General features: G+C 75.0%; 20 protein-coding genes. 7 read left to right on the plus strand and 13 right to left on the minus strand.

What is annotated here, in order from left to right:
- Window positions 1-87 precede the first annotated feature (87 nt).
- The 3 genes from CBOVI_RS02515 to CBOVI_RS02525 all read left to right on the plus strand — a co-directional run bounded on the left by CBOVI_RS02515 (window position 88) and on the right by CBOVI_RS02525 (window position 3,507).
- The gene (locus tag CBOVI_RS02515) at window positions 88-897 is read left to right on the plus strand and encodes a hypothetical protein (RefSeq protein WP_010267209.1); all 810 of its coding nucleotides are present in this window, start codon (window positions 88-90) and stop codon (window positions 895-897) included.
- Entirely contained in the window at window positions 894-1,649 is a 756-nt protein-coding gene (locus tag CBOVI_RS02520; RefSeq protein WP_125186459.1) for a hypothetical protein, read from the plus strand. Before CBOVI_RS02515 ends, CBOVI_RS02520 begins: the two co-directional genes overlap by 4 nt.
- An 85-nt stretch (window positions 1,650-1,734) precedes the next feature.
- Window positions 1,735-3,507, plus strand: a complete 1,773-nt coding sequence (locus tag CBOVI_RS02525; protein ID WP_183273649.1) for a serine/threonine-protein kinase — start codon at window positions 1,735-1,737, stop codon at window positions 3,505-3,507.
- Here the strand turns inward: CBOVI_RS02525 and CBOVI_RS02530 are convergent.
- From CBOVI_RS02530 to CBOVI_RS02540, 3 genes are all read right to left on the minus strand, one after another.
- Window positions 3,475-5,400: an FUSC family protein gene (locus tag CBOVI_RS02530; RefSeq protein ID WP_010273572.1), complete on the minus strand. Its 1,926-nt coding sequence runs from the start codon at window positions 5,398-5,400 to the stop codon at window positions 3,475-3,477. The genes CBOVI_RS02525 and CBOVI_RS02530 overlap by 33 nt on opposite strands.
- An 81-nt stretch (window positions 5,401-5,481) precedes the next feature.
- Entirely contained in the window at window positions 5,482-6,834 is a 1,353-nt protein-coding gene (locus CBOVI_RS02535) for a SatS C-terminal domain-containing protein (protein ID WP_125186420.1), read from the minus strand.
- A gap of 134 nt (window positions 6,835-6,968) precedes the next feature.
- Complete coding sequence (locus tag CBOVI_RS02540) at window positions 6,969-8,528, minus strand: C40 family peptidase (protein ID WP_269780434.1); 1,560 nt, start codon at window positions 8,526-8,528, stop codon at window positions 6,969-6,971.
- Between the two features lie 61 nt (window positions 8,529-8,589).
- Between CBOVI_RS02540 and upp the strand changes: the two genes are divergently transcribed.
- Both upp and CBOVI_RS02550 read left to right on the plus strand, forming a co-directional pair.
- Window positions 8,590-9,228, plus strand: a complete 639-nt coding sequence (gene upp / locus CBOVI_RS02545; protein WP_010271727.1) for a uracil phosphoribosyltransferase — start codon at window positions 8,590-8,592, stop codon at window positions 9,226-9,228.
- A 124-nt stretch (window positions 9,229-9,352) separates the two neighbouring features.
- Window positions 9,353-10,117 carry a helix-turn-helix transcriptional regulator gene (locus CBOVI_RS02550; RefSeq protein WP_083826074.1) on the plus strand — a complete coding sequence of 255 codons (765 nt, stop codon included), beginning with the start codon at window positions 9,353-9,355 and terminating at the stop codon, window positions 10,115-10,117.
- A 24-nt stretch (window positions 10,118-10,141) separates the two neighbouring features.
- Here CBOVI_RS02550 and CBOVI_RS02555 read toward each other — a convergent pair whose 3' ends face one another.
- Window positions 10,142-11,755, minus strand: coding sequence for a phospho-sugar mutase (locus CBOVI_RS02555; RefSeq protein ID WP_125187150.1), 1,614 nt, complete (start codon window positions 11,753-11,755; stop codon window positions 10,142-10,144).
- Entirely contained in the window at window positions 11,752-12,606 is an 855-nt protein-coding gene (locus tag CBOVI_RS02560; protein WP_125186185.1) for a purine-nucleoside phosphorylase, read from the minus strand. Before CBOVI_RS02560 ends, CBOVI_RS02555 begins: the two co-directional genes overlap by 4 nt.
- A gap of 71 nt (window positions 12,607-12,677) precedes the next feature.
- On the opposite strand from CBOVI_RS02560, the gene CBOVI_RS02565 reads away from it, so the two are divergent.
- Together CBOVI_RS02565 and CBOVI_RS02570 are read left to right on the plus strand one after the other, a co-directional pair.
- On the plus strand, window positions 12,678-14,066 hold the full coding sequence (locus CBOVI_RS02565; protein WP_125186184.1) for an amidohydrolase: 1,389 nt from the start codon (window positions 12,678-12,680) through the stop codon (window positions 14,064-14,066).
- A 146-nt stretch (window positions 14,067-14,212) separates the two neighbouring features.
- The gene (locus tag CBOVI_RS02570) at window positions 14,213-15,640 is read left to right on the plus strand and encodes an NAD(P)H-quinone dehydrogenase (protein ID WP_043362011.1); all 1,428 of its coding nucleotides are present in this window, start codon (window positions 14,213-14,215) and stop codon (window positions 15,638-15,640) included.
- A 128-nt stretch (window positions 15,641-15,768) separates the two neighbouring features.
- Here the strand turns inward: CBOVI_RS02570 and glpK are convergent, their stop codons facing one another.
- The 8 genes from glpK to CBOVI_RS02610 all read right to left on the minus strand — a co-directional run bounded on the left by glpK (window position 15,769) and on the right by CBOVI_RS02610 (window position 25,899).
- Window positions 15,769-17,400, minus strand: coding sequence for a glycerol kinase GlpK (gene glpK / locus CBOVI_RS02575; protein ID WP_232625992.1), 1,632 nt, complete (start codon window positions 17,398-17,400; stop codon window positions 15,769-15,771).
- 149 nt (window positions 17,401-17,549) lie between these two features.
- A complete protein-coding gene (locus CBOVI_RS02580) occupies window positions 17,550-18,098 on the minus strand; it encodes a hypothetical protein (protein WP_010270142.1) in 549 nt (182 codons plus the stop codon).
- A 191-nt stretch (window positions 18,099-18,289) separates the two neighbouring features.
- A complete protein-coding gene (locus CBOVI_RS02585) occupies window positions 18,290-20,071 on the minus strand; it encodes an acetyl/propionyl/methylcrotonyl-CoA carboxylase subunit alpha (protein ID WP_010270145.1) in 1,782 nt (593 codons plus the stop codon).
- Between the two features lie 261 nt (window positions 20,072-20,332).
- Window positions 20,333-21,391 carry a sulfurtransferase gene (locus tag CBOVI_RS02590; RefSeq protein WP_125196852.1) on the minus strand — a complete coding sequence of 353 codons (1,059 nt, stop codon included), beginning with the start codon at window positions 21,389-21,391 and terminating at the stop codon, window positions 20,333-20,335.
- 171 nt (window positions 21,392-21,562) lie between these two features.
- Window positions 21,563-22,756, minus strand: a complete 1,194-nt coding sequence (locus CBOVI_RS02595; protein ID WP_010267600.1) for a heparan-alpha-glucosaminide N-acetyltransferase domain-containing protein — start codon at window positions 22,754-22,756, stop codon at window positions 21,563-21,565.
- A 65-nt stretch (window positions 22,757-22,821) separates the two neighbouring features.
- Entirely contained in the window at window positions 22,822-23,586 is a 765-nt protein-coding gene (locus CBOVI_RS02600; protein ID WP_010267601.1) for a nucleoside triphosphate pyrophosphatase, read from the minus strand.
- Window positions 23,583-23,831, minus strand: coding sequence for an acyl-CoA carboxylase subunit epsilon (locus CBOVI_RS02605; protein WP_010267602.1), 249 nt, complete (start codon window positions 23,829-23,831; stop codon window positions 23,583-23,585). Before CBOVI_RS02605 ends, CBOVI_RS02600 begins: the two co-directional genes overlap by 4 nt.
- 316 nt (window positions 23,832-24,147) lie before the next feature.
- Window positions 24,148-25,899, minus strand: coding sequence for an acyl-CoA carboxylase subunit beta (locus tag CBOVI_RS02610; RefSeq protein WP_010267603.1), 1,752 nt, complete (start codon window positions 25,897-25,899; stop codon window positions 24,148-24,150).
- Window positions 25,900-25,961 lie beyond the last annotated feature (62 nt).

Below are 25,961 nucleotides of genomic sequence, written 5' to 3' on the forward strand. Positions count from 1 at the left end.
TCGCGCATCATGAGTCCCGTCGGGCCATCGGCCCCGGCACGGACACCAGCAGACCGGCACGCCGCCGGTGATGAAAGGCTCACGCACATGGCGAACTACAACCTCTACAACGCCCTCGACCTCAACGAGGACTGGAGCTGCGACGAACTGCGGGACCACCTCGACGGCGAGGTCCGCCGCCTCGAGCGGGAGGGGCTGACCCCCGACAGTCCGGAGCTGGACCAGGTCCTCACCGCCCGCCGGATCCTCGGCCGCGCGGACCACCGGCGGACCTACGACGAGGTGCTCCGCGGCCCCGACGGTGTCGTCGACATCGCCTGGCTCCGGCGGCTCGCCTTCGAGGACGGCTGGCAGGCCGGCGGCGCGTCGGAGGGGGCGTCCGGTCCCGCCGGCGCCGCAGCCCCCGCGCCCTTCGCCTCCTCCGCGTCCTCGGTGTCCTCCACCTCCGGTGCGGGCGCGGGGGTGCCCTTCGGAGGCGCCCACGCCGGCGGGCAGTCCGGCACCCCGTTCGCCCAGGCCGGCACCGCCCCGGCCCCGGCGTCCACGGGGACCACGTCCTTCCAGTTCGACATGGCACGGCTCGCGGTGGCCCCGGGCCGCCGGCGCTCGGAGTCCATCATGTGGGCGATCGGCCGGGGCATCATCGTCCTCGTGTGGCTCTACGCCGGGTTCGGCATCCTCACCATGGACGACTCCTCCGGCTCGGGCAGCAGCGGCCTGGTCGGCCTCGACAACGCCCTCGACGAGGCGAGCCAGGCGCTGAGCATGCTCGGCGTCGTCGCCTTCGCCCTCGTCAACACCGTCGCGATGATCGCCGTGCTCCAGTTCGTGTGGACCGTGCGGTGCATCGTCGGCGCGCGGATGACGCGCACCGCGCAGGGGGAGGGGCAGCAGTGACGGCCTCCGCGACGAACCCCGTGACCACGCCCGTGACCACGCCCGCGACGACCCGCCCCGCCCGCCGGACCCGCCCCGCGCGCCGGACCGCGCGCGCCCTCGCGGCCCTGACCGCGACGCCGGCGCTGCTCCTCGCCGCCTGTTCCTCGGGCGGGGACGACGCGCCGACGCCGACGTTCTCCGCGTCGACGACCTCCGCGCGGGCGACGACCACGACGTCCGCCCCGGCCACGACGACGTCGTCGACCTCGACCCCGGCCGCGTCACCGTCGGGCTCCGCGGGCGCCGAGCCGAGCGGCACCGTCGCCGTCGACCCGACGGCCTCGGGGCCGCTGACCCTCACGACCCAGCAGCCCGGGCGCGGCACCCCCAAGACCGTCGAGAAGACCTTCCAGGGCCTGGAGGACCGGGGCTTCCGGGCCCTCACGGTGAGGCTCTACGACGAGAAGGCCACCGGCTTCCTCCAGTTCCCCGTGACCCGGGACGTGAGCCAGGGGTCGGTCACGATCGCGTGGAAGGGGGTGGGCCTCGGTGACTCGGGGACCTGTTCCGTGACGGTGCGGATCCTCGACGAGCAGGGCAACGACGTCACGCGGCTGCCGTCGTACGATGACGGCGGCATCGACCAGTCGTGCAATTCCGTGCAGCGCTTCGTCGTCGACACCCCCGGGCCGCGGACCGTCGACTTCGAGATCCGCCAGGCGGGCTACGAGCCGGTGCGCGTCAGCCAGCCGATCACCGTCGTGAGCTGACCCCGCCCCGGACCCACCCGGACCCACCCGGAACCCCCGGGTGGGGACCCGACGCCCACGACCTGACCGACGGAGGAGACGAGAGATGGTGAACGCGGGACCACCTGACGACCTCGGGGACCTGACCCCGGTCCTCGACGAGGTCGCCCGGTCCCGGGGCCTCACCCGCTTCGAGGAGATCGGTCGCGGCGGGATGGGCGTCGTCGTCAAGGCATGGGACGACATCACCGCCCGGTGGGTGGCCGTGAAGATCTTCTCCCGCCACGGCGTCGGCCGGGACATGGGCCTGCAACGGTTCCGCAAGGAGATCCGTCTCCTCGCGAGCATCCACCACCCCGCGATCATCTCCGTGTACTACGCGGGGAAGGCGGGGGACGACGTCGCCTACTTCGTCATGGAGTACGTCGACGGGCCGAACCTCGCGACCCTCATCAGCCGCCGGCAGGAGGAGGGCCGCCCGTTCACCGTCGACGAGACGGTGACGCTGCTCCGCCCCGTCGCCGCCGCCCTGGACCACCTGCACTCGCTCACCCCGCCAGTGTTCCACCGGGACATCAAGCCGGCGAACATCATCGTCCGCCCGGTCCGCGACGGCGTCGACGCCGGGGTGCTCACCGACTTCGGCATCAGCCTCAGCGCGGAGGACACGCGGGTGACGTCGGAGGGGATGGTCGTCGGCACCGACCACTACCTCGCCCCGGAGTTGTTCTCCTCCGACCCGGACACCGGCACCCGGCCCGACCGGGCGTCGGACATCTACGCCTTCGCGGCGGTCGTCGCGGAGATGCTCACGCTCCGCACGGTGAAGTCCACGATGAGCGAGCCCGCGTGGCGTTTCGCCCGCGGGGTGCCGACGTACCGCGCGGGGAATCTCGCGCCGGAGGACGCCGGGCGGGTCGCGGTCGTCAACCGGGCTGTCGCCGACGCGCTGCACCCGGACCCCGCCCGGCGGACCCGGTCGGCGTCGGCGGTCATCGACGCGGTCGCCGGGAGGCGCGGGGAGGGGGACGACGGCGACCCCGCTCGGGTCGGGGCCGGTCGGGCCCGTGCGGCCGGGGTGTCCCCGGGCGTGCGCCGGCCGGGCGGCGACGGCGGGGGAGAGGGTGCGGGACCGCCCCGCGACCGGACGGCGTGGCCGGAGCCCCGGCGGGTGGACCCCGGTCGGGCGGAGCCCCGGCGGGCGGACTCCGGTCGGCCGGAGCCCCGGCGTGCCGAGCCCCGGGTGCCCGGCACGGTCGAGACGCTCGCCCTGCCGGTGGCGGGGGCCGCGGGAGCACCGGCGGCACCGGGCGCAGTGTCCGCACCCGGTGCACTGTCCGCGCCGGGCACGCCGGGCGCACCGGGAGGCCCTGACCGGGGCCGGGTGCCGCGGGGCACGCGGCGGCGTCGCCGGCGGGGCGTGGCGGTGCTCGCCGCCGTGCTCGGTGTCGCCCTCGTGGCCTCGGGCGGGCTCGCGGGCTACGCGTTCGTCCTGCGCCCGCCGTGGCCCGCGGAGGACCGGGCGGTCGTCGACGCCTTCCCGGGGATCGTCCCGGACCGGGTGAACGGCACGGGCTGGGCGGGCCTGACGTGCCGCCCGGCGACGCCGGAGCCGGGGCAGCGGGCGAAGATCAGCTGCTCCGGGCCGTCGCGGGCCGTGGCGCTCGCCGAGTACGACGACGCCTCCCGGCGGGACGACGCCGTGGTGCTCGCTGACCCGCAGCGGCTGTCCAACGGCCGGTGCGAGGTGGACTCGGGCACCGTCGGGGAGTCGGGTGACGTGGGGGTGCTGCCGCGGGGCGGGGGCCGGGACCGGTTCGCGATCCTGCTCACCGGCGACGGGGCGTCACCGGGGACGCTGAGCGTCCCCGTCTGCTGACCCGGGGTTCGCCCCGGTCCCGCTGTCGCCCCGGTCGCCCCTGTCGCCCCTGTTGCCGCTGTCGCCGCTGGTCCCGCGGTCGACGCCGTCCCCCGACGCGACCCGGCCGTCGCCCCCGCGGCCCCCGTCGTCCCCTCCGGTGGCGTGCACCGCCGCCCCCTCCGGACCGCCGTCGCGGAAGGCGGCGCGCACCTGGCGGGCGAGCGCGCCGACCTCCTCCCGCGTCGCGAGGCGGTTCTCGTTCGTCGAGCAGAAGTCGAGGATGGAGTACCCGGCCCGCTGGACGCGGAGGTGCTGCTGCCACCGCCGGTCGCTGGCCTGCGGGTGGTCGTGCGCGAGCGACTGGGCCGCGCGGCGTTCGCCGAGCAGCTCGAACTGCAGGTCGCGCCGGATGTTCATGACGGACTCGGGGGTCGTCGTCATGAGGGAGCCGAGCATCGTCGCCATCGCGTGGGCGCAGCGTCGGGACACCATGCGGTGGTGACGCACCGCCGTGTGGGGGAGGACCACCCACAGCAGCAGGAGGGAGAAGGCGACGGCGACGGCGACCTCGCTCGTGCGGGACAGCACGACCCACCCGAGGTCGCTGCGGTTCGCCGCGTTGCCCATGAGCAGCGCGAGCGGGGTGATGAAGATGACCGCGAAGGCGTAGTTCTTCGGCACGTAGATCTCCGCCGCGTACTGCAGCGCGGAGATGACGAGCAGCAGCGTCCACCCGTTGAGCCCGAGGCTGTGGATCGCCGCGAACACGGCGATGCCGAGCAGGGAGCCGATGAGGCGCTGGACGCCCCGGATCGTCCCGGGCACCCGGTCGGGCCCCCACTGCATGACGACGAGGACGCTGACGACGGCCCAGTCCGGCCGGTCGAACTGCAACGCCAGCCCGACGACCGCCGCGAGCGCGCCGGCGATGGCGACCTTGATCGAGGCGAGGGTCGCGTGGCTGTAGAACGTCAGGGAGCGGAAGATGCGGAACCGGATCGTCGGCCGGGCGTGGGGGATGGCGGTGCGGGAGAGGTCCACGTAGTTCGGCGTGTCCATGAGCGCCTCGGCCTCCGAGGCGTACACCTCGGACTGATTCAGCTGCGCCAGCCGGCGTTGGGCGAGGATCGTCCGTTCGACGAGCGGGGCGCGCGTGTCGTCGACGATGCGCCCGCCCCGGATCGCCCCGGCGTCGGCGAGGGAGTTCCATGCGGCGGACAGGGCGGTCTCCGCCTGGTGGTTGAGGGACACCGACGGCCCGCCGGCCGCGGCGAAGTCCGCCACCGCCTTCTCCAGGACGTCGACGGCGTTCGCCTCCGGGCGGTGCGCGCCGAGCAGCGCGGGCGTCATGCCCGCGGCGAGCCCGACGAGCGCGCCGACGGACGCCCACGCGCCGATCTCCAGCGGGTTGACGTCGCCCCGGCCCATCATCGCCCCGCCCCCGCCGACCATGACGAAGAAGAACCCGCCGGGCATCGGCAGGCGCAGGGCGTTCTGGACGAACGTGACGACGACCGCCAGGGTCAACGCGAACCCGGCGATGACCAGCAGCCACCACCGGGTGCCGCCGTGCTGGATGAGTGTCCACACGATGCGGCCGATGAACGCGCCGGACATCGCGGAGCCCACGAGGCACACCCCGGCGGTGACGATGACGCGCCACCGGGAGCGGAAGGGACGGCCCTCGCCGTAGATGACCGCGAAGGCCCCGAGGGCGATGGTGAGCATGTGCGCCCCCTGGCCGAGCATGAGCGCCACGGCCCCGGGGATGAGGATGGTCAACGCCGCGCGGGACGCCCCCGGCCAGCGGGGGCCGGGGGAGTGGAAGGCGAGGAGCAGCTCGCGGAGTCTCGGGTGCGACGGCGGCGGCTCGATGGCGTTGACGTCGGTGAGGGCGGTCTGGTCCGGCACTCCACTCCTTCCGGGCGGGGGATCGTCAGGGCAACGGTTCGAGTGTAGTACCGCCGCCGCTGCGCTCTCTCCCGCGCCGGGTCAGAACTTGGAGAAGCGCCGGATGAGGCCCTGTTCGAGTTCGCGCCAGCCGGCGACCTCCTCGTCGAACGGGGCGGTGGGGGTGCCCTCGGACGGGGAGCCGAGCATGTACGCGATGTAGTCCTGGAGGCGCGGGTAGGCGAGGAGGACCTTGTTCACCCCGTCGTCCCCGGCCCAGTCGGCGGCGTCGGCGAGGACCTCGTACGCCCGGCCGAGCTGGTCGGTGTCCACGGCGTCGACCCCGGTGGCGATGTCGTCGCGCAGGCCGGTGAAGGCGTAGGTGTTCGTCGGGTGGACCGTGACCTCCAGCTCGCCGGCGTTCGCGGCGGTGACGAGGTCACCCCACGTGGCGAGGTCGGCGAGGTCGTGGTCGCGGTTGTCGATCATCCACCGGACGAGGGCCCGGGAGCTGGGGAAGGTCGTGATGAGCCCGTGGCGGCCGAGGAAGACCGGCCGCTCCCGCCCGAGGTAGCAGCGCAGGGTGTACACGGAGGTGCCGTCGACGGTGATGCGGATCGGGTCGATGCCGGCCTCCGCCCACGGGGTCGAGTCGTAGGGGTCGACGTCCCCCTCCCCGGCCTGCGTGCCGGCGGCGGTGGACGCGGCGGACGGGGTCGCGTCGGCGTCGTCCCCGGCGGCGTCCGCGGCACCGACGGCGACCGCGGTGCCCGTCGCGGCCCCGGCACCGGCGTCGGCCGTGCCGGCGGTGCCCGCGGCGGCGGCGCGCTCGGCGGCCTTCTCCGCGGCGGCGTCGATGCGCTCCTGCGCGGCGGTGACCTCGTCGGCCGGGACCTCGGGGGTCCGGATGTGCTCCTCGAGGGCGTCGAGGAGGGACCGCCAGTTGCTGAGCACGGCGTGGCCCACGGCCGACCACTCGTCGAGGCCGTTCGGGCCGGCGTAGTGGTCCGCGCCGCGCTGGACGTTCGCGAGGACGGAGTAGGAGTGGAAGAACCGGGTCACGGGCTCGATGCCGCAGACGGTGCCGAGGGAGCGCAGGACGCGGAAGGCGGCGGCGACGTCACGGGTGTTCTCGTAGCCCGGCCGCCCGGCGAGCAGGCGCGGGACCTCGATGAGGCTGATCGTCCCGCGCTCGCCGGGGACGACGGAGGCGGCGGCGTCGTGCACGAACGACCCCCACCTCGGGTGGTCGGTGAGGTCGTGCCCGCGCGTCGTGGAGATGTACGCGAGGAGGTGTGCGGCGTCGGGGAACCCGACCACCGACTCGTCGTCGCCGAGGAACGCCTGCCACTGTTCACCCCGCGAGGTCCAGCCGGGGGCCCACAGGGTGGTGTACGTGCCGCTCGTGATCTCCAGTGCGAGGGGGACGATGCCGTTGTCGCCGTTGTCTGCCATGGGGCGTGATTCTAGTACCTCGCCTCGGGTGCTGTCACCGCCGCGACCGGCCGCCCCGGACACCCGGTCCGGCGCCCGTCGCCGCGCCCGCTCCGGCCCTCCCCTCAGGCGCTGCCCCCGCCCCACCCCGGCCCTCACCCGGTCGGCCGCCAGAACCCGAGGAACGTCATGCCGGCGTTGTCGGTGCGCACCGGGTTCTCCTGCACGGGGTCCCCGGCCTCGATCATGGTGTCCGGCCCGCTGACGAGGGCGACGTGCCCGTCCCACACGACGAGGTCGCCCGGTCGCAGCTCCTCCCGGCCCACCGGCCGGCCGACGGTCTGGGCGTCGGCGGTGCGCGGGAGGGTGACCCCGGCCTGCGCCCAGGCCCAGGAGGTCAGGCCGCTGCAGTCGAAGCCCGTGTCGGGGGACGTCCCGCCCCACCGGTACGGGGTGCCGAGCACGGACCGGGCCGCGGCGACGGCGGCCGCCCCGGGGCCCGCGTCGTCGGGAGCGGGTGCGGGTGCGGCGTCCGGCGCGTCCGGTGCGGGTGCGGGTGCGGCGGCCGCCGGTGGTGGCCCGGTGGGTTCACCGGGTGCGGGTCCGCTGTCCTCCGGGGGAGGGGGGACGACGCCGACCTCCCCGGGGCGTGACGCCGGGCCGTCCGCCGGCGCGGGTGCGGGGGTCCCGGCGGCGGGGTCCGCGGGCCGGCCGGGCGGCGGTGGGACGCCGGGGAGGCCGGCGACGGCGTCGTCGGTGCGGGTGAGCAGGTCGGCGAGGGTGTCGTCGAGCGCCGCGAGGCGGGCGTCGACCCGGGCGGAGGTGCCGGTGAGGCCGGCGGTCAGCGCCGCGGCGGCGAGGGCCGGCACGGTCGGGGACCCGGCGGCGGCGCGGAGAGCGCCGGCCGCCGCCTCCTCCACGGCCGCGCGGACGATCCCGGCGATGTCCGCGCCGGCGCCGGCCACGGCCGCGAGGGCCTGCCGGGCGAGGTCGGCGAGCTGCGCCCCGGCGTCGACGGCGCGGCGGACCCGGAGCGCGGCGTCGTCGAGGCGGGGCACGGCGGCGGAGGCGACGGCCCCCGGGAGGGCGGCGTCGACCCTCCGGGTGAGCTCCTCCGCCGACGGCACGGCACCGGCACCCCCCGGACCGGCACCACCGCCGGGTGGGAACGGCAGGCCCGGCGGGAACGGCAGGCCGGGCGGGAGGGACAGGTCGGATGGGACGGTCATGCCTGGTGGGACGGCACCGGCTGCACCGACGGCACCGACAGCACCGACAGCACCGGCTGCACCGACGGGACCGGCGAGACCGACGGCACCGGCGAGACCGGTGAGGACGCGGCCGGCGTCGGCGTCCGTGGCCGTGACCCCGGCGGCGGTCGCCGCGAGCGCGTCCGCGGCCCCGGAGTAGAACGCGCCCAGCCCCGCCGCCGTCCGGGCGTGGAGGTCGGCGGCGGAGGTGAGGGCGTCGGCGAGGCGCGCGGCGTGGGGGAGGGGGACGGCGAGGAGCGCGGTGACGGCGTGCACTGCGGCGTCCGGCACGGGATCCGCCACCGGCACGGGATCCGCGACCGGCGCACGGCCCGCCACCGGCACAGGCCCCGCGACCGGCGCCGCCGTGGCCCCCGGGGAGAGCGCGGCGGCGACGTCCCGGGCCAGCGCGACCGCGCGGCGCACCCCGTCGGGGTCGACGACCAGGGGTGTGAGAGTGCTCATGTCCGGTTAGTCTCCGGGGCGGGGTGCGGGGTTCCCGCCCGGCGCGACGTATTTTGGGGGAATGGAAATCACGGTGGTCGATCACCCTCTCGCAGCTGCCCGACTGACGATCATGCGGGACGCCCGGACCGGCAACTCCGGGTTCCGCGCCGCGCTCGCCGACCTGGGGGCGATGCTGGTCTACGAGGCCAGCCGCGACCTCGTCACCGAGTCCTTCCCCGTCGAGACACCCGTGACGACGGCGGAGGGGCACCGGCTCCGCACCCCGCCGATCATCGTCCCCGTCATCCGCGCCGGGCTCGGCATGGTCGACCCGGCGCTGTCGATGATCCCCGACGCGCAGGTCGGCTTCATCGGCCTCGCCCGTGACGAGGAGACCCACGAACCCGTCCCGTACCTCGAGGCCCTGCCGGAGGACCTGTCCGGGCAGCCGGTCATGCTCGTCGACCCGATGCTCGCCACCGGGGGGTCGCTCCTCCACGCCCTGCGGCTGCTCGCCGACCGGGGTGCCGACGACATCATCTGCGTGTGCATGATCTCCGCGCAGCCGGGGGTCGACGCCGTCCTGCGCTCCGGGCTCCCCGTGCGCCGCCTCGTCACGGCGGCGATCGACCCGGAGCTCAACGACGACGCCTACATCGTGCCCGGGCTCGGCGACGCGGGCGACCGGTTGTACGGTCCGCGGAACATCGACCTTTGACCGCCGCGGCCGGCGCCGCGACCGGCGCCGCGACCACCGGCGGGGGTGTCGGAGGGGGCGCCGGTCCGGCCCTCCCCCCACCCGCGGGCGGGGACACCGGCGTGCACGCTCCAGCGTGCACGCAATGTCCCCGTGGTCGCGCATGGTCACCGGCATGTCGGCCGGCCGGGAGAACGATGACGCACGTGGGAGGGGGTTTCCGCAGCGGGATCCGGGGCCGGACGCGGACGGGGACGGGGAGGAGCCCCGGTTCCCCTGGGACGAGCTGAGCGCGGACATGGCGGAGCGCCTCCGGGAGCTCCGGCTCCGCGCCGGGCTTACGCAGGCGGAACTCGCCGACCTTTCCGGGGTGACCCTCAACCACATCTCCGGCCTCGAGGCGGGGCCCCGCCAGGACGGCCGGTCCGTCGACCCGCGCCTGTCGACGCTGTACCGCCTCGCCGCCGCGCTCGGCGTGCCGCCGGCGGCGGTGTTCCCCCTGCCCGGGTCGATGATCGACCCGGATGCGGTGACGACGGTCCCGGGCCGCCGGCGGCCCCGCCGGGAGGGGCGGGCCGCGTCGACGCGGCCGGCGGCGACGCCGGCGATGGACCGGGCGACGATCACCGTCGACATCTACTGGGAACCCGAGGAGCCGGAGGAGCCGGAGACGCCGGACACGGCGAACACGGCCACGAACACGGCCACGAACACGGCCCCGAACACGGCGAACACGGACGACACGGCCCCGAACACGGCGAACACGGACGACACGGCCACGAACACGACCGACACGAACACGAACACGGCCGACACGAACACGAACACGGCCACGAACACGGCCGACACGAACACGACCGACACGAACACGGCCGCGAACACGGCCGACACCCCCGGGCCGGGGGACTGAGCGGCCCCAGCCCCCGGTCCCCGGTCAGACCGCGGGCGCGAGCCCCCGCACGTCCGCCGTGAGCCGGTCGAGCACGGCCTCCACGTGGGCGGCGTCGGCACCGGCGGGCGCGGACACCTGGAGGTAGAACTTCGCCTTCGGCTCGGTCCCCGACGGTCGGGCGATGACCCGCACCGCGACCCCGCCGTCCTCCCCCGTGAGGCGCACCCCGGCCGTGCCCGCGAGGGGCGCGGCGGTGACCCCCACCCCGGCGAGCGACGCCGGCGGCGCGTCCGTGACCTCCCGGACGAGGGCCGCGGCCTCCTCCGGCCCGGCGGTCCGCACCGCCACCTGCGCGGTCCGGTACACGCCGTAGGTGGCGTCGAGGTCCTCCAGCTCGTCGCGGAGCGTCCGGCCCTCCGCCGCGAGTTCGGCGGCCCACGCGGCGGCGACGAGCGCGGTCGCGATGCCGTCCTTGTCCGCCACGAGATCCGGGGCCGGGCACGTGCCGACGGCCTCCTCGTAGGCGAAGACGAGCTCACCGGGCCGGTCGTCCGCCGCGCGGGCCAGGTACTTGAAGCCCGTCAGCGTCTCCCGGTGGTCCCACCCCTCGGCCTCGGCCATCGCGGCGAGCAGCCCGGAGGACACGATCGTCGTCGCGACGACCGGCGCGGCGTCGGCCCCCGCGCCGGCCCCCGCGGCGTCCGGGCCGTCGGCCGTGTCCGTCGGCGTCGGGGCCGGGGCGGCCGGGCGGTACCGGGACAGCACCCGGCGGGCGAGGAGCGGCCCGGTCTCGTCGCCGCGGAGCATCCGGTACCCGCCCGGGGCCTGCGGGTCCGGCACGCCGATCATGCACCGGTCCGCGTCCGGGTCGAGGGCGATGAGCAGGTCCGCGCCGACCTCCCCGGCGGTGGCGACGAGCGCGTCCGTCGCGCCGGCCTCCTCCGGGTTCGGGAACTCGACGGTCGGGAACTCCGGGTCGGGCCACCGCTGGGAGGGCACCGTCGTCACCGACCCGAACCCCGAGGACCGCAGCACCTCCTCCAGGGTCGACCCCCCGACGCCGTGGAGCGGCGTGTACGCGATCCGGAGCGTCCGGCGGGCCGCGAGGACGGCGGCGTCACCCGTGCCCTCGAGCCCGGCGACGGCCGCGACGTACCCCTCCCGCGCCCCGTGGTCGAGACCCGCGTTCGCGGCGCGGGGGATGCGCCACGCCGGTGACGGCTGCGCCGCGACGGCCGCCTCGATCTCCCGGTCGGCCGGGGGCACGATCTGCGAGCCGCCCGCGAGGTACAGCTTGTAGCCGTTGTCCGCCTTCGGGTTGTGGCTCGCGGTGATCTGCACGCCCGCGTCCAGCCCCCGGTCGCGCACGACCCACGCCAGCACCGGCGTGGGCGTCGGCTCCGCCAGGAGCGTGACGTCGAACCCCGCACCGGCGAAGACCTGGGCCGTCGCCAGGGCCATCGCGTGCGAGCCGTAGCGGGAGTCGAAGCCCACCGCCACCGCGAACGGCCCGCCCTCACGCAGCGGCGTCGCGTGCTCCCGCAGCCACTGCGCGACCCCGGCCGTCGCCCGGCTGACCGTGGAGACGTTCATGTGGTCCGGGCCGGGGCCGACGGGCGCGCGCAGGCCGGCCGTGCCGAACCGCAGCCCCGTCACAGGTCACCCACCAGTTCGCGGAGCAGGCGGCCCATGTCCGTCGCCGCGTCCCGCCCGGCGGCGAGGACCTCCTCGTGGTTCAACGGCTCGCCGGTGATGCCGGCGGCGAGGTTCGTCACGAGCGACAGGCCGAGGACCCCGACCCCCGCCTGCCGCGCCGCGATCGTCTCGTACACCGTGCTCATGCCGACGAGCCCCGCGCCGAGGGTGCGCAGCATCCGGATCTCCGCCGGGGTCTCGTACTGCGGGCCCGGCATCATCGCGTACACGGCCTCGCGGAGGCCCGGGCGGAGGGCGCGCGCCCGGTCGCGGAGGGCGGGGGAGTAGGCGTCGACGAGGTCGACGAAGTCCGCGCCGGTCAGCGGGGTGCGCGCCGTCATGTTGATGTGGTCGCTGATGAGGACCGGTTCGCCGACGGACATGCCGTCGAGCAGGCCCCCGGCGGCGTTGGTGAGCACGGCGGTGGACACCCCGGCCGCGGCGGCGGTGCGCACGGCGTGGACCGTCCGCCACAGGGCGTGCCCCTCGTAGGCGTGCGTGCGGCCGAGGAGCAGGAGGACGTCCCGGTCGCCGAGGCGCACGGCGCGGACGGTGCCGCCGTGGCCCGCGGCGGTCGGGGGGAGGAAGCCGGGCAGGTCGGCCATCGCCAGCTCGGTGACGTCCGCGTCCGGCAGGCCCTCGCAGAGGACGTCGGCGGCGGGGCGCCAGCCGGAGCCGAGGACGACGGCGGCGTCGAAGGAGTCCCGGCCGGTCCGCGCGCGGAGGGCGTCGGCGGCCTGCCGCGCGAGGTCGGCGGGGTCGGGGGAGGCGGCGGCGTCGGTGCCGCCGGCGGGGGAGTTCTGGTCGCTCATGCGGCCCAGCGTAGCCGGCACCCGGGGCCGGAGACCTCGACCGCCCCGGGTGCGGGGGAGCGGGGGATAGGATGGACGCGGACGTGTCCGGCAACAACGACAGGAGACGAGTGGACGGCGACGGGACGACGGCGGGGACCACGGCAGGGCCGGCAGGGGCGGCGGCGGGCGCGACGCCGGGCACGACGGCGGGTGCGCCGGCGGCGGCCACGGCAGCCACGGCCGGCACGGGAGCCACGACGGGTGCGGCGACGGGGGACGCCGCCGGGACGGGCTCGGTGGCCGCGTTCACCCGCGACTGGCTGCACCGCAACCGGGACACCCTCACCGGCTGGCGGCGGCACCTCCACCGCAACCCGGAACTGTCGCACCGGGAGGAGGGGACGACGGCCTTCATCGTCGACACCCTCACCGCCGCCGGACTCGACCCGCACCGGCTGCCCGGCACCGGCGTCACCGTCGACATCGGTGAGGGCGACGGCCCCGTCCTCGCCTTCCGCGGGGACATCGACGCCCTCCCGCTCGACGAGGTCACCGGCCTCGACTACGCCTCCCGGGTGCCCGGTGTCATGCACGCCTGCGGCCACGACATCCACACGACCGTCGTCCTCGGCCTCGCCTGCGCGCTCGCGGAGTACCGCCGGGAGCACCCGCTGCCGCTGCGGGTCCGCTGCATCTTCCAGCCCGCGGAGGAGGTCATGGGCGGCGGGGCGACCGACGTCATCGCCGCCGGCGCCCTCGCCGGGGTGGGGCACATCTTCGCCCTCCACTGCGAGCCGAAGCTCCGCACCGGGGAGATCGGCCTGCGGACCGGCGCGATCACCTCGGCGGCGGACGTCGTCGAGGTCGTGCTCACCGGGCCGGGCGGGCACACGAGCCGCCCGCACCTCACCGCCGACCTCGTCTACGCCGCCGGGGCGCTCATCACGCAGCTCCCGGCGCTACTCAGCCGCACCGTGGACCCGCGCACCGGGACGGTCCTGACGTTCGGGGCGGTCAACGGGGGCTCCGCGTTCAACGCCGTGCCCCGCGAGGTGCGGCTCCTCGGTACGTTGCGCACCGGCGACGTCCGGGTGTGGCGCACGGCCGAGGAGACCTTCACCGCGCTCGTCGAGCGCATCGTCGCGCCGACGGGGGCCCGGGTCGAGGTGCGGTACACCAAGGGGGTGCCGCCGGTGATGAACGACGACGTCGCGACGTCCGTGCTCGCCCGGGCCGCGGAGGGCGTCGACCCCCACGGGGTGCGGGAGGCCCCCCAGTCCAGCGGCGGGGAGGACTTCAGCTGGTACACCGAGCGGGTGCCCGGCTCGATGGCCCGGCTCGGCAGCTGGACGGGCGTCGGCGAGAAACCCGACCTGCACCAGCCGGACATCGTCTTCGACGAGGGGTGCATCCCCGTCGGCGTCGCGCTGTTCGCCGGGGTGGTCGACCACTTCCACCCCGGGTCACCGGGGATGTGAAGGCCGGGTAGCATGGTGCGCGGTCTGACCGGTGGCCGGACGAGGGTGCGACGACCGGCGGTGCGACAGCCTGCGACAGACAGGGACGACGAGCACGACCTGACGGCCTCTGACCGGGGCCAGCGGATCGGGAGAGAGCGAGACACGTGACGACGACGCGGATTGTGATCATCGGTGGCGGGCCTGCCGGCTACGAGGCCGCCCTGGCGGGGGCGAAGAGCGGTGCGGACGTCACCGTCGTCGAGGACCGGGGGATGGGGGGAGCGTGCGTCATCGACGACTGCGTGCCCTCGAAGTCCTTCATCTCGGCGACCGGTATCCGCACCGACATGCGCCGGGCGGACGACATGGGCCTCGGGTCGAACTACGACCCGAACGTCTTCGACTACGCCGACGTCAACCGGCGCGTGCGGGACCTCGCGCGAGCCCAGTCCAACGACGTCAACGCCCAGATGGCCCGCGCCGGGGTGACCGTCGTCCGCGGCCGCGGGCGGATCGACGACTCGGCCCCGGGGTACGCCTTCCACTACGTCACCGTCGAGCTGGCCGAACCGGACACCGACGGCAGCACGGAGCGGACGATCAAGGCCGACCTCGTGCTCGTCGCGACGGGCGCCTCCCCGCGTATCCTCCCCGGCGCGAAGCCGGACGGGGAGCGCATCCTCACGTGGCGGCAGGTCTACGACCTCACCGAACTGCCGGAGCACCTCATCGTCGTCGGGTCCGGCGTGACGGGCGCGGAGTTCGTCTCCGCGTTCACCGAGCTCGGCGTGAAGGTGACGATGGTCGCCTCCCGTGACCGCGTGCTGCCGCACGAGGACGCGGACGCCGCCGACGTCCTCGAGACGGTCCTCTCCGAGCGGGGCGTGTCCCTCGTCAAGGACGCGCGCGTCGACGTCGTCGAGCGCACCGAGGACGGCGGCGTCCGGGTCGTCACCGGCGACGGCCGGGAGATCACGGGCAGCCACGCGCTCATGACCGTCGGCTCCGTGCCGAACACGAAGGACCTGGGCCTGGACCGCCTCGGCATGGAGATGGAGCGCTCGGGCCACATCAAGGTCGACCGGGTGTCCCGCACGTCCGTGCCGGGCATCTACGCCGCCGGCGACTGTACGAACCTCTTCCCGCTCGCGTCCGTCGCGGCGATGCAGGGCCGCGTGGCGATGTACCACGCCCTCGGCGAGGGTGTGTCCCCGATCCGGCTGCGCACGGTGTCCACGGCGGTGTTCACCCGCCCGGAGATCGCGACGGTCGGCGTGTCCCACCGCCAGGTCCTCGAGGGTGAGGTCAGCGCGCGCGTGGAGGTCTTCCCGCTCGGCGGCAACCCGCGGGCGAAGATGCGGTCGCTGCGGCACGGGTTCGTGAAGCTGTTCTGCCGGCGGAACTCCGGCATCGTCATCGGCGGTGTCGTCGTCGCGCCGATCGCCTCGGAGCTCATCCTGCCGATCGCGATGGCGGTGACGAACCGGCTCACGGTCGAGGACATCGCCAACACGTTCTCGGTGTACCCGTCCCTGTCCGGGTCGGTCACGGAGGCCGCCCGGAAGCTCGTCCAGCCTGACGACCTGCAGTAGGTCGCGGGGTCCGGCCGCGGGGTCCGGTCGCGGGGGAGGCCGGTCCCGTCCCGGTGGTCCCGGGGGGTGGCCCGGGGAGGGTGCCGACGGAGACCTCCCCCCGGCCGGTCGCGTCAGCCCCGGCGGCGTCAGTCCCCCGCCGCGCCCGCGCCCGCCGCCCCGCCCGCGCCCGGCTCCCGCGGGACCGGCCAGTCGAACGTCCGCTCCACCGCGGCGTTCCACATGCGGAACCGCTCGTCGCGGCACTCCTTCGACTCCTGGGGCGTGTACGTGCGCGCCTCCTGCCACAGCGACCGGATCTCGTCGACGTCCCGGAAGAAGTCCACGGCGAGGCCGGCCGCGTACGCCGCGCCGAGGGCCGTCGTCTCACTGACCGCCGGCACCGTCACCGGCACGCCGAGCTGGTCGGCCTGGAACTGCATGAGCAGCTCGTTGGCGACCATCCCGCCGTCGACGCGCAGGCTCGTCAGCGGCACCCCGGAGTCCCGGTTCATCGCCTCGACGACCTCGCGGGTCTGGAACGCCGTCGCCTCCAGGGCCGCGCGGGCGATGTGCGCCTTCGTCACGTACCCGGTGAGCCCGGTGATGACCCCGCGCGCCTCGGGGCGCCAGCGGGGCGCGAGGAGCCCGGAGAACGCGGGGACGATGTAGCAGCCGCCGTTGTCGTCGACACTCCGGGCGAGCTCCTCCACCTCGGCGGAGCTGGAGATGAACCCCAGGTTGTCCCGCAGCCACTGCACGAGCGACCCGGTGACGGCGACGGACCCCTCGAGGGCGAAGACCGTCGGGGCGTTGCCCAGCCGGTACGCGACGGTCGTCAGCAGGCCGTGGTCGGACACCTGCGGTTCCGTGCCCGTGTTGAGCAGCAGGAAGTTGCCGGTGCCGTAGGTGTTCTTCGCCTCGCCGGGCTCGGTGCACGCCTGGCCGAACGTCGCGGCCTGCTGGTCGCCGAGGATCCCGGCGATGGGCACGCCGTGGAGCGGCCCGCGGCGGCGCACCCGGCCGACGACCTCGGAGGAGCTGACGATCTCCGGGAGGAGGGACACGGGCACCCCGAGGGCCTCGCACAGCTCCTCGTCCCACTGCTGGGTCCGCAGGTCCATGAGCATCGTCCGGGAGGCGTTCGTGACGTCGGTGACGTGCCGGGCCCCGCTGCCCGCCCGGCCGCGGCGGCCCCGGTCCTGCCCGGGGGAGTGGCGGGACCGGCGGGTGAGCTCCCACACGATCCAGCTGTCCATCGTGCCGAAGGCCAGTTCGCCCCGTTCGGCGCGTTCGCGGACGCCCTCGACGTTGTCGAGGATCCACCGGATCTTCGGGCCGGAGAAGTACGTGGACACGGGCAGGCCGGTGCGCTCGCGGAAGAGGGCGGGGTCGAGGGTGGAGCAGATGTCCTCGGTGCGGGTGTCCTGCCAGACGATGGCGTTGTACACGGGTTCGCCGGTCTCCCGGTCCCAGATGACGGTCGTCTCGCGCTGGTTGGTGATGCCGACGGCGGCGATCTCGTCGGAGGAGATGTCGGCGGTGGCGACGGCGTCGGCCATGACCCGCCGGGTGTTGCGGATGATCTCCTCCGGGTCGTGTTCGACCATGCCCGGCCCGGGGTGGAGCTGCCGGTGCTCGAGCTGGCCGACGGACACGATCGTGCCCCGGCCGTCGAAGACGATGCACCTCGTGCTCGTCGTGCCCTGGTCGACGGCGAGGACGTAGCCCCGCCGTCCCGAGGTGAGGCGGGCGAATGTTCCCGTGAGTTGGTTCGCGATACTCTCCACGGGTTCCGGAGCTTAGCTGCCGGAGGACCGTCGCCGGGTCACCGCGGCCCGGGCGGCGAGTCCCGCGAGGGCGCCGAGGACGATGAGCGCCCCGCCGATGACCGTCCCGCCCATGACGGCCCAGCGCATGATCGTCAGGGTCAGGGGGTGTAGGCGGACATCCACGCCTGTCCGCGTGCGCAGGTGAGGAGGGCGCCGTCGATGTCGTCGGTGACGGTGACCGTGCCCCACACGCCGAGGGTGCGGGTGAAGGGGAGGGAGACGACGGGGACCGCCGGGTCGCCGGACAGGGTGACGGTCACGGCCGTGAAGCGGTCGGACATGTCGTCGCCGGCGACGTCGGAGAAGGTGCAGTCGTCGGACGCGAGGACGTCGTCGTCGGCGAGGATCGTCACGGTCGTGCCGGCGGTGAGGTCGGTGCCGGAGCCGGACAGGGGGTGGACGGAGACGACGTGGAGGGTGGCGATGACGGCGGCGAGGATGAGCAGCCCGAGCCCGGGGAGGGCGAGGGTGCGGCCGATGCCGGGGACGGCGCGGCGGAGTGTCGCGGCCCGGTGTTCGTGGATCCGACGGATGGTGCCCTTGCCGCGGTCACGGTCCCGGGGGTGCCCGCCGCCGGCCGCGGGGGTGTCCCGGCCGGGGGTCGGATGACCGTGGGCTCGTGTGCCGTCGGGTCGTGGGTCGGTCATGCGTCCTCAGAGGGTGTCGGTCAGGTCAGGTCCGGGGGGGAGGGGAGGCCCCGCCGGGCGCGTGGTGGGTGACGGCCGGTCGGGACGGGCTCCCCGGTCGACCGGGATGTGCGACCACCTTACCCGGGGGCTGCGCCGGAGATGCATTACGGTTGTGCCCCCCGGGGCCCCCGGTGCCGTCCCGGCCGGGGTCAGACGATGTCGAGCAGCGCCTGGCCGCGGGTGACACCCTCGCCGGTCGTCACGGACAGCGCGGTGACGGTGCCGGACTTGTGCGCCTTGACCGCGTTCTCCATCTTCATCGCCTCGAGGACGACGACGGCGTCCCCCTCCTCGACCGTGTCCCCGTCGGCGACGAGGATCTTGATGACCGTGCCCTGCATGGGCGCGGCGACGGTGTCCCCGGACACGGCGTGCCGGCTGCCGCCCCCGCTGCGCTTCCGCGGGCGGCGCAGCGACCGGCCGCCGGCGACGAGCTCACCGGGCACGGCGATCTCCACGCGGCGGCCGTCGACCTCGACGACCATCCGCTCGGTCGGCAGCTCGACGGTGTCCCCGGTGCCGGTGGTGGCGTCGTCGGCCGACCACGGCTCGACGGTGTTGTCCCACTCCTCCTCGATCCAGCGGGTGTACACCCCGAAGGTCGTGCCGTCGCCGACGAACGCGGGGTCGGTGACGATGCGCCGGTGGAAGGGGATGACCGTGGGGAGGCCCTCGACGGTGTACTCGTCGAGCGCCCGGCGGGAGCGTTCGAGCGCCTGCTCGCGGGTCTCGCCCCACACGATGAGCTTCGCGAGCATCGAGTCGAACTGCCCGCCGACGACCGCGCCCTCCTCGACGCCGGAGTCCATGCGCACGCCCGGGCCGGAGGGCTCGTGGTAGGCGGTGACGGTGCCGGGCTGGGGCATGAACCCGCTGCCCGCGTCCTCGCCGTTGATGCGGAACTCGAAGGCGTGCCCGTGGAGCTCGGGGTCGGTCGTGCGGGACAGTTCGCGGCCCTCGGCGATGCGGAACTGTTCGCGGACGAGGTCCCAGCCGGTGACCTGCTCGGTGACCGGGTGCTCCACCTGGAGCCGGGTGTTGACCTCGAGGAAGGAGATGAGCCCGTCGGCCCCCACGAGGTACTCGACGGTCCCCGCGCCGTAGTACCCGGCCTCCCGGCAGATCGCCTTCGCCGACTCGTGCAGGCGCTCGGTCTGCTCCGGGGTGAGGAAGGGGGCGGGGGCCTCCTCGACGAGCTTCTGGAACCGTCGCTGGAGGGAGCAGTCGCGGGTCGACGCCACGACGTAGTTGCCGTGCATGTCCGCGAGCACCTGGCACTCCACGTGCCGCGCCCGGTCGAGGTACCGCTCGACGAAGCACTCACCCCGCCCGAAGGCGGCGATGGACTCGCGGACCGCGGAGTCGAACAGCTCGGCGACCTCGTCCATCGTGTAGGCGACCTTCATGCCGCGTCCGCCGCCGCCGAACGCGGCCTTGATCGCGACGGGCAGGCCGTGCTCCTCGGCGAAGGCGACGACCTCGTCGGAGTCCGCGACGGGTTCCTTCGTGCCCGGGGCCATCGGGGCCTCGGCGGCGAGGGCGATGTGCCGGGCGGTGACCTTGTCGCCGAGCGCGCGGATGGCGTCGGGGGAGGGGCCGATCCAGATGAGGCCGGCGTCCTCGACGGCCTGGGCGAAGTCGGCGTTCTCGGAGAGGAAGCCGTAGCCGGGGTGGATCGCGTCGGCACCGGACTTCGCGGCGGCGTCGAGGATGCGGGCGCTGTCGAGGTAGGACTCGGCGGGGGTCTGGCCGCCGAGCGCGAAGGCCTCGTCGGCCATCCGGACGAACGGGGCGTCCGCGTCCGGTTCCGCGTACACGGCGACCGAGTCGATGCCCTCGTCCCGTGCCGCGCGGATCACCCGGACGGCGATCTCGCCGCGGTTCGCGACGAGCACCTTGGTGATGTGGCGGATCTCGGGGGCCTGGGACACGTTTTCTCCTCGTTCTCCTCGTGGCGGGCTGGGGTGCCGCGGTGCACGTGGTGTGCGGCCCGGGCACGGGGCACACGTCGGGTACACACGCTACTACGACGCTGCGGTGCCCTCCAACGGCGTCGGCGTCGCGTGGGTCACGTGCCGGCCGGGGGTACCGGGCGTGGTGGCGGGCGGGTGGCCCGCGTCGGTGGAGGTCGGGTGGCGGCCGAGTGGGGTGCGCGCCGGCCGGGGGGCCGGGCGTGGCGGCGGCCGCGCGGGTCAGGGCTCCGTGCCGACGCGGATGGGCACCCGCACCATGTTCCCCCACTCCACCCACGAGCCGTCGTAGCTGCGCACGGACGGCCATCCGAGCAGGTGGTGGAGCACGAACCAGAGGTGGGAGCTGCGCTCGCCGGTGTGGCAGTACGTGACCGTCGGGCGGGCGGGGTCGAGGTGGGCGAACGCCTGCTCGAGGTCCGCGCGGGTGCGGAAGCGGCTGTTCGGGTACGTCGAGACGTCCACCGGGACGTTGACCGCCCCGGGGATGTGGCCCCACCGGGAGGCGGTGCCGCGGATGGCGGCGTGCCCGGGGTGGCGGGCGGCGTCGCGGCCCGCGTCACGCCCGGCGTCGCGGGCGCCGTCCCCGCCGGGGCCGTCCGCGGGGGCGGGCTGTCCGCTGTAGGACAGCGGGTCGCGCACGTCGAGGAGCTGCAGGCCGGTGCCGGTGGCGGCCCGGGCGGCGTCGTCGTCCCCGTCGACACCCTCACCCCCGGCCCCGGCCCCGGCCTCAGCCCCGGCCCCGGCCCCGGCCTCAGCCCCGGCCCCGGTCCCGAGCGCGGCGCGGATCTCGTCGACCCCCACCCGCGCGGTCCGGTCGTCCCGCCCGACGACCGGGTACCCGGACGTCGTGAGGTCCGGGACGACGTACGACGTCTCCTTCTCCTCCTGCATCCACGCGTCCCGGCCGCCGTCGAGGAGCCGGACGTCCGGGTGGCCGAAGAGCTCCAGGACCCACAGGGTGTGCGCCGCCCAGAGGTTCGAGCGGTCCCCGTAGACGACGACCGTGTCGTCCCGCGAGATGCCCCGGGAGTCCATGAGCCGGGCGAACGCCTCGCCGTCGATGAAGTCCCGCTGGACCGGGTCGTTGAGGTCGCGGCGCAGGTCGATGCGGGTGGCCGTCGGGATGTGGCCGATGTCGTAGAGCAGCGAGTCCTCGTCGGACTCGACGACCTTGAGCCGCGGCGACCCCAGCCGGGCCCCGAGCCAGGAGCTCGTGACCAGCTTCTCCGGGTGGGCGTACTGCTGCAGCTGCGGGCTGGGGTCCGGGTCACATCCCATTGATGGTCAACCCTCTTCCTGTCGTGGTCCTGCCGTGGTCCGGCCGTCGGTCCGGCCGTCGGTCGTGTGGCACCTCAGTCTAGTTCGGGCGCTGACCACGGGGGTCGGTGTCGGGGGTCGGCGTCGGGGGTCGGGGGCCGGGGTCGGTTCCGGGGGTGACGACGCGGCCCGTCACGCGGGGGAGGCGACCGCGCGCACCGGGGCGGCGGCGGCCCGGGACACCCCGGAGACGACCGCCTCCAACGGCCCGCGCCGGAAGAAGAGGAACCACACCGACGCCACCGCCAGCGGCAGCAGCAGGTTGAGCCAGGAGTACACCGGCTCGGACAGGTCGTGGTCGTGGGCGTTGAGCACGCCGATCGCCACGATGTGCGCCGTGTACGCCGTGAGCGGGATCCGGCCCAGCGACCGCACGGGGTAGAGCACCGCCTGCAGCGGCCGCACCGGCAGCGCCCCGACGAGCAGGCACGCACCGATGACCGCCACGGCCGTGCCCGTGCTCCCGACGAGCTCCGCGACCGACCCGGAGTGCGGCACGTACACCGCCAGCCAGCCCCGGCTGTCGAGCGGCACGGTCCCGAACGCGCCGGACAGCAGCGCGTCCGTCGTCTCCGCACCCCCCGGCGCGGTCGCCGCGTGGTGGTCCCGGAACCCCAGCGGCCCGACGATGAACCGGGACACGAGCAGGGTCGCGGCGCTGAGGACGACACCGAGGACGACGAGCCCCCCGGCGGCCCGGGCCGTGCGGTGCACGCGGGCCGTCGCGACGAGCAGCCGCCCCACGGCCATCCCGGCGAGGAAGAAGGGGATCCACGTCATGACGGGGAACAGCCCGTCGATCAGCAGGCAGCGGAGGAACGTCACCCAGTCCCCGTCGCGGACCATCTCCCAGGACGGGGTGTAGCCGAACTCCGGGGCGGGCGGCAGGTGGTGCCGGATCAGCCACGACGCCACGGGCATGACCACGGCCGTGACCGCCGCGGCGACGGCGAGGACCGGCCCGGACAGCCGGAACGTCAGGGGGGCGACGACGATGTACAGCGCGCCGTACGTCGCGAGGATGACGATCGGCCCGACCGCCGGCTGGGACAGGGCGACCCCCAGGGCGAGCAGCAGCACCCCCCTCGTGACGAGTTGCACGACCGCCGTCGCGCCGCCCCGGTGGCGGGTGAGGAAGATGACCGAGACCCCCGCGAGCACACTGAACAGTGCGGAGGCCCGGCCGTCGAACACCGTGAACCACTCCACCTCCGGGTAGGTGTGGAAGAAGGTGTGCATGATGAACATGCCTGTGATGGCGAGGGCGCGGGCGATGTCGATGCCGTCGAACCGGCCGGCCGCGCCGCTGATGATGGGTTTCCGCATGACGGTGGGACAGGCTATCAGGACACCGCCCGGGCACCGTCACCATAGGTGCAGGTCAGGGGGCTTCAGAGATGCCAGAGGTCGGTGACCGAGAGGTGACGTCGGGCGAGCAGCCGCCGGACCAGGGGGAGGGAGAGGCCGATGACCCCGGACGGGTCGCCCTCGATCCGGTCGATGAACCAGCCGCCGAGGGCCTCCAGGGTGAACGCCCCGGCGCACCCCCAGGGTTCGCCGGTCCGGGCGTAGGCGCGGATCTCGTCGTCGGTGACGTCCGCGAAGTGGACGCGGGTCGTCGAGGTTCCGGTCTCGACGGCCCCCGGTGCGTCCGGCCCGTCGGGGGTGCCGGTGCCGGGGGCGGGGGAGGTGGCGGCGTCGGGGGTGCCGGTCGCGTCGGGGGAGCCGGTGCCGGGGGCGATGACGCAGTGCCCGGTCACGAGCTCGGCGGTGCGTCCGCGCTGGTGGCGCCAACGGTCGACGGTGGCCTCCTCGGTGTGCGGTTTGCCCTGGAGCTCGCCGTCGATGAGGAGCATCGAGTCCCCGGCGAGGATCACCGCGTCGGCGGGGGCCTGCACGCCGGCGGTGCCCTCGCGGAGCATCCGGGCGACGGCCGTGGCCTTCGCGCGGGCGAGGTGCGTCACGATGTCGGCGGGGGTGGGGTCCGGGGTCGTCGCGCGGAGGGCGGCGACGGCGGCGTCCTCGTCGGTCCCGGGGACGACGACGAGCGGCTCCACCCCGGCCGACCGCAGCACGGACAGGCGTGAGGGGGAGGACGACGCGAGGACGAGACGTCGCCGCGGCGTCCGGCCGGTGGCGTCCGGGCGGCCGCTCACCGGTGGAAGGCGCGGCCGGTCACGCGGAAACCGGCGGGGTTGAAGTCGCGGGGCCGGGCGAGGTGCTCGCGGGGCACGCCCCACATCCCGCGGTCGTGCGGGAGGGGCGCGGTGTGGCGGTGCCGGCCGTGGAGGTCGGCGACGATGGTGGCCAGCGCCGCGGTCTGCGCGGGGGTCGGCCGGCCGCGGAGGACGGTGAACAGGGGGCGGCGGGTGTCCGTGGGGGAGGCGTGGGTGTGCGTCATGACTCTCTTCGTGCAGGTGTGTGCTGCGTGTCTTCTCTGGGGCGTGTGGTCTCTGGCGTGTGTGGGGCCGGGCGACCCGTGGTGGCGGGTGGGCGCGGCCGGATCCGGGCGTTCAGCGTAACCCCTCCGCGCCGGGCGTGTCAGCTGTTTCGGGGGTGACGTGTGAGGCTCCAGGGATCAGGGTTGTCTCGTGTGTCCGGTTACGGCGTCTCCGCCACGGCGGGGGGTGCGTCCCGTCACCCCACCCGGCGGCCCCCACCGGGCGGGGGTGTGCGGGGCCGGCGACCCGACCGGGCCGCGACCGTGCGGCGGCCCGTCAGAGCGGGATGTTGCCGTGCTTGCGCGCCGGGTTCTCGGTGAGCTTGCGTTCGAGCAGGCCGAAGGCGTCGCGCAGCCGCCCGCGGGTCGCGTGCGGCGCGATGACGGCGTCGACGTACCCGCGCTCGGCCGCGAGGTACGGCGTGACCACCGTCGTCGCGATCTCCCGTTCGAGCTCCGCCGCGAGGTCCTCGGCGGCGTCGACCCCCTCGGCCTCCCTGACCTCGGCGATCCGCTGCGCGTACACGGCCGTCGTCGTGTCCTCCGCGTCGGCGACGGAGATCTGCGCCGTCGGCCACGCGAAGACCATGTCCACGCCGAGGTCCTTCGCGCCCATCGCCACGTACGCGCTGCCGAAGGCCTTCCGCGTGACGAGGGTGACGGTCCCCACGGTCGTCTCGGCGACGGCGTGGATGAGCTTCGAGCTGCTGAGGACCGTGCCCGCGCTCTCCTCGGCCCGCCCGGGCAGGAACCCGGGGGTGTCGACGACGAAGAGCACCGGCACGGAGAAGGCGTCGCAGAGCCGGACGAACCGCGCGGCCTTGTCCGACGCCCGCGTGTCCAGGCACCCGGCCAGCTCGGTCGGCTGGTTCGCGACGACGCCGACGCTCCGCCCGTCGACGTGCCCGAACCCCGTGATGACGTTGGGCGCGAAGCGGGGCTGGAGCTCCAGGAACGAGCCGTCGTCGAGAACGGCGGAGAGCAGGTCGCGCACGTCGTAGGGGGCGGCGGGGGAGTCCGGGATGAGCCCGTCGAGCGCCCGGTCCTCCGGCGGCAGGTCGGCGGCGTCGGTGCCGAGCCGGGCGTCGGCCGTCGCGTCCGCCGTCGTCGGCCGGGCCGCCGCCGGCACCCGCACGCCCTCACCGGGGCCGAGGGCCTCCGCGGGGGCGAAGGCCCGGTTGTTCGACGGCAGCCGGGACAGCAGGTCGGCGACGAGGTCGAGCGCCTCGTCCTCGGCGCCGACGACCGCGTGGGCGAGGCCGGTCGTCGTCGCGTGCAGCTCGGGGCCGCCGATCTCCGCGCCGGTCGTCACCTCGCCGATGACCGACCGGGTGAACTCCGGGTCGGACAGGGACAGTTCGGCCTGCCCGTCGACCATGATGACGAGGTCGGACAGGGCGGGACCGTGCACGTGCCCGTTGCGCACCGTCCCGGTGACGACGGCCACCTGCGGCACCACGCCGGACATCTGCGACTGCAGCCGGTAGATCCGCGCGTACTGGGCGAGGGTGACGACCCCCTCCCGGATCCGCGGGCCGGTGCCGTCGTAGATGCCGACGAGCGGCGTGCCCGTCCGCAGCGCGAGCTCGAGCACCTTGATGACCTTGTCCCCGTACACCTCGCCGAGCTGCCCCTCGAAGACCGTCGGGTCCTGCGAGAACACGCAGACCTTCCGCCCCTCGACGGTGCCGTAGCCGGTGACGACGCCGTCGGACAGCGGCCGGGTGTCCTCCATGCCGAAGCGGGTGCACCGGTGCCGCGCGAGGGCGTCGATCTCGACGAACGACCCGGGGTCGAGCAACCGCAGGATCCGCTCGCGGGCCGTCATCCGCCCGGCGGCGTGGAGGTCGCGCACGGCGTCGGCACCGACGGGCGTGTGGGTCTGTTCCATCCGCAGCCGCAGGTCCTCGAGCTTTCCCGCGGTGGTCGAGGTGTCGACGGCGGTGGTCGCGCCGTGGGGCCCCGCGGTCTCCGCCGCCGCGGTCCCGGAGGTGGCCCCGGCGGATGTCCCGGAAGTCGTCGAAGTCATGCCGGACAGTTTAGGCGGGGCAACCACCGGTCGGGCAACCGGCGCGCACCCCGGGGCGGGAC

Source organism: Corynebacterium bovis DSM 20582 = CIP 54.80, assembly GCF_030408615.1.
Classification (GTDB): domain Bacteria; phylum Actinomycetota; class Actinomycetes; order Mycobacteriales; family Mycobacteriaceae; genus Corynebacterium; species Corynebacterium bovis.

Bases quoted from the DNA above. Each gene is read 5' to 3' on its own strand.
- CBOVI_RS02515 (WP_010267209.1), top strand. From the start codon at position 88: ATGGCGAACTACAACCTCTACAACGCCCTCGACCTCAACGAGGACTGG.
- CBOVI_RS02525 (WP_183273649.1), top strand. From the start codon at position 1,735: ATGGTGAACGCGGGACCACCTGACGACCTCGGGGACCTGACCCCGGTC.
- CBOVI_RS02535 (WP_125186420.1), bottom strand. From the start codon at position 6,834: ATGGCAGACAACGGCGACAACGGCATCGTCCCCCTCGCACTGGAGATC.
- CBOVI_RS02540 (WP_269780434.1), bottom strand. From the start codon at position 8,528: ATGAGCACTCTCACACCCCTGGTCGTCGACCCCGACGGGGTGCGCCGC.
- upp (WP_010271727.1), top strand. From the start codon at position 8,590: ATGGAAATCACGGTGGTCGATCACCCTCTCGCAGCTGCCCGACTGACG.
- CBOVI_RS02550 (WP_083826074.1), top strand. From the start codon at position 9,353: ATGTCCCCGTGGTCGCGCATGGTCACCGGCATGTCGGCCGGCCGGGAG.
- CBOVI_RS02560 (WP_125186185.1), bottom strand. From the start codon at position 12,606: ATGAGCGACCAGAACTCCCCCGCCGGCGGCACCGACGCCGCCGCCTCC.
- CBOVI_RS02565 (WP_125186184.1), top strand. From the start codon at position 12,678: ATGGACGCGGACGTGTCCGGCAACAACGACAGGAGACGAGTGGACGGC.
- CBOVI_RS02580 (WP_010270142.1), bottom strand. From the start codon at position 18,098: ATGACCGACCCACGACCCGACGGCACACGAGCCCACGGTCATCCGACC.
- CBOVI_RS02590 (WP_125196852.1), bottom strand. From the start codon at position 21,391: ATGGGATGTGACCCGGACCCCAGCCCGCAGCTGCAGCAGTACGCCCAC.
- CBOVI_RS02595 (WP_010267600.1), bottom strand. From the start codon at position 22,756: ATGCGGAAACCCATCATCAGCGGCGCGGCCGGCCGGTTCGACGGCATC.
- CBOVI_RS02605 (WP_010267602.1), bottom strand. From the start codon at position 23,831: ATGACGCACACCCACGCCTCCCCCACGGACACCCGCCGCCCCCTGTTC.
- CBOVI_RS02610 (WP_010267603.1), bottom strand. From the start codon at position 25,899: ATGACTTCGACGACTTCCGGGACATCCGCCGGGGCCACCTCCGGGACC.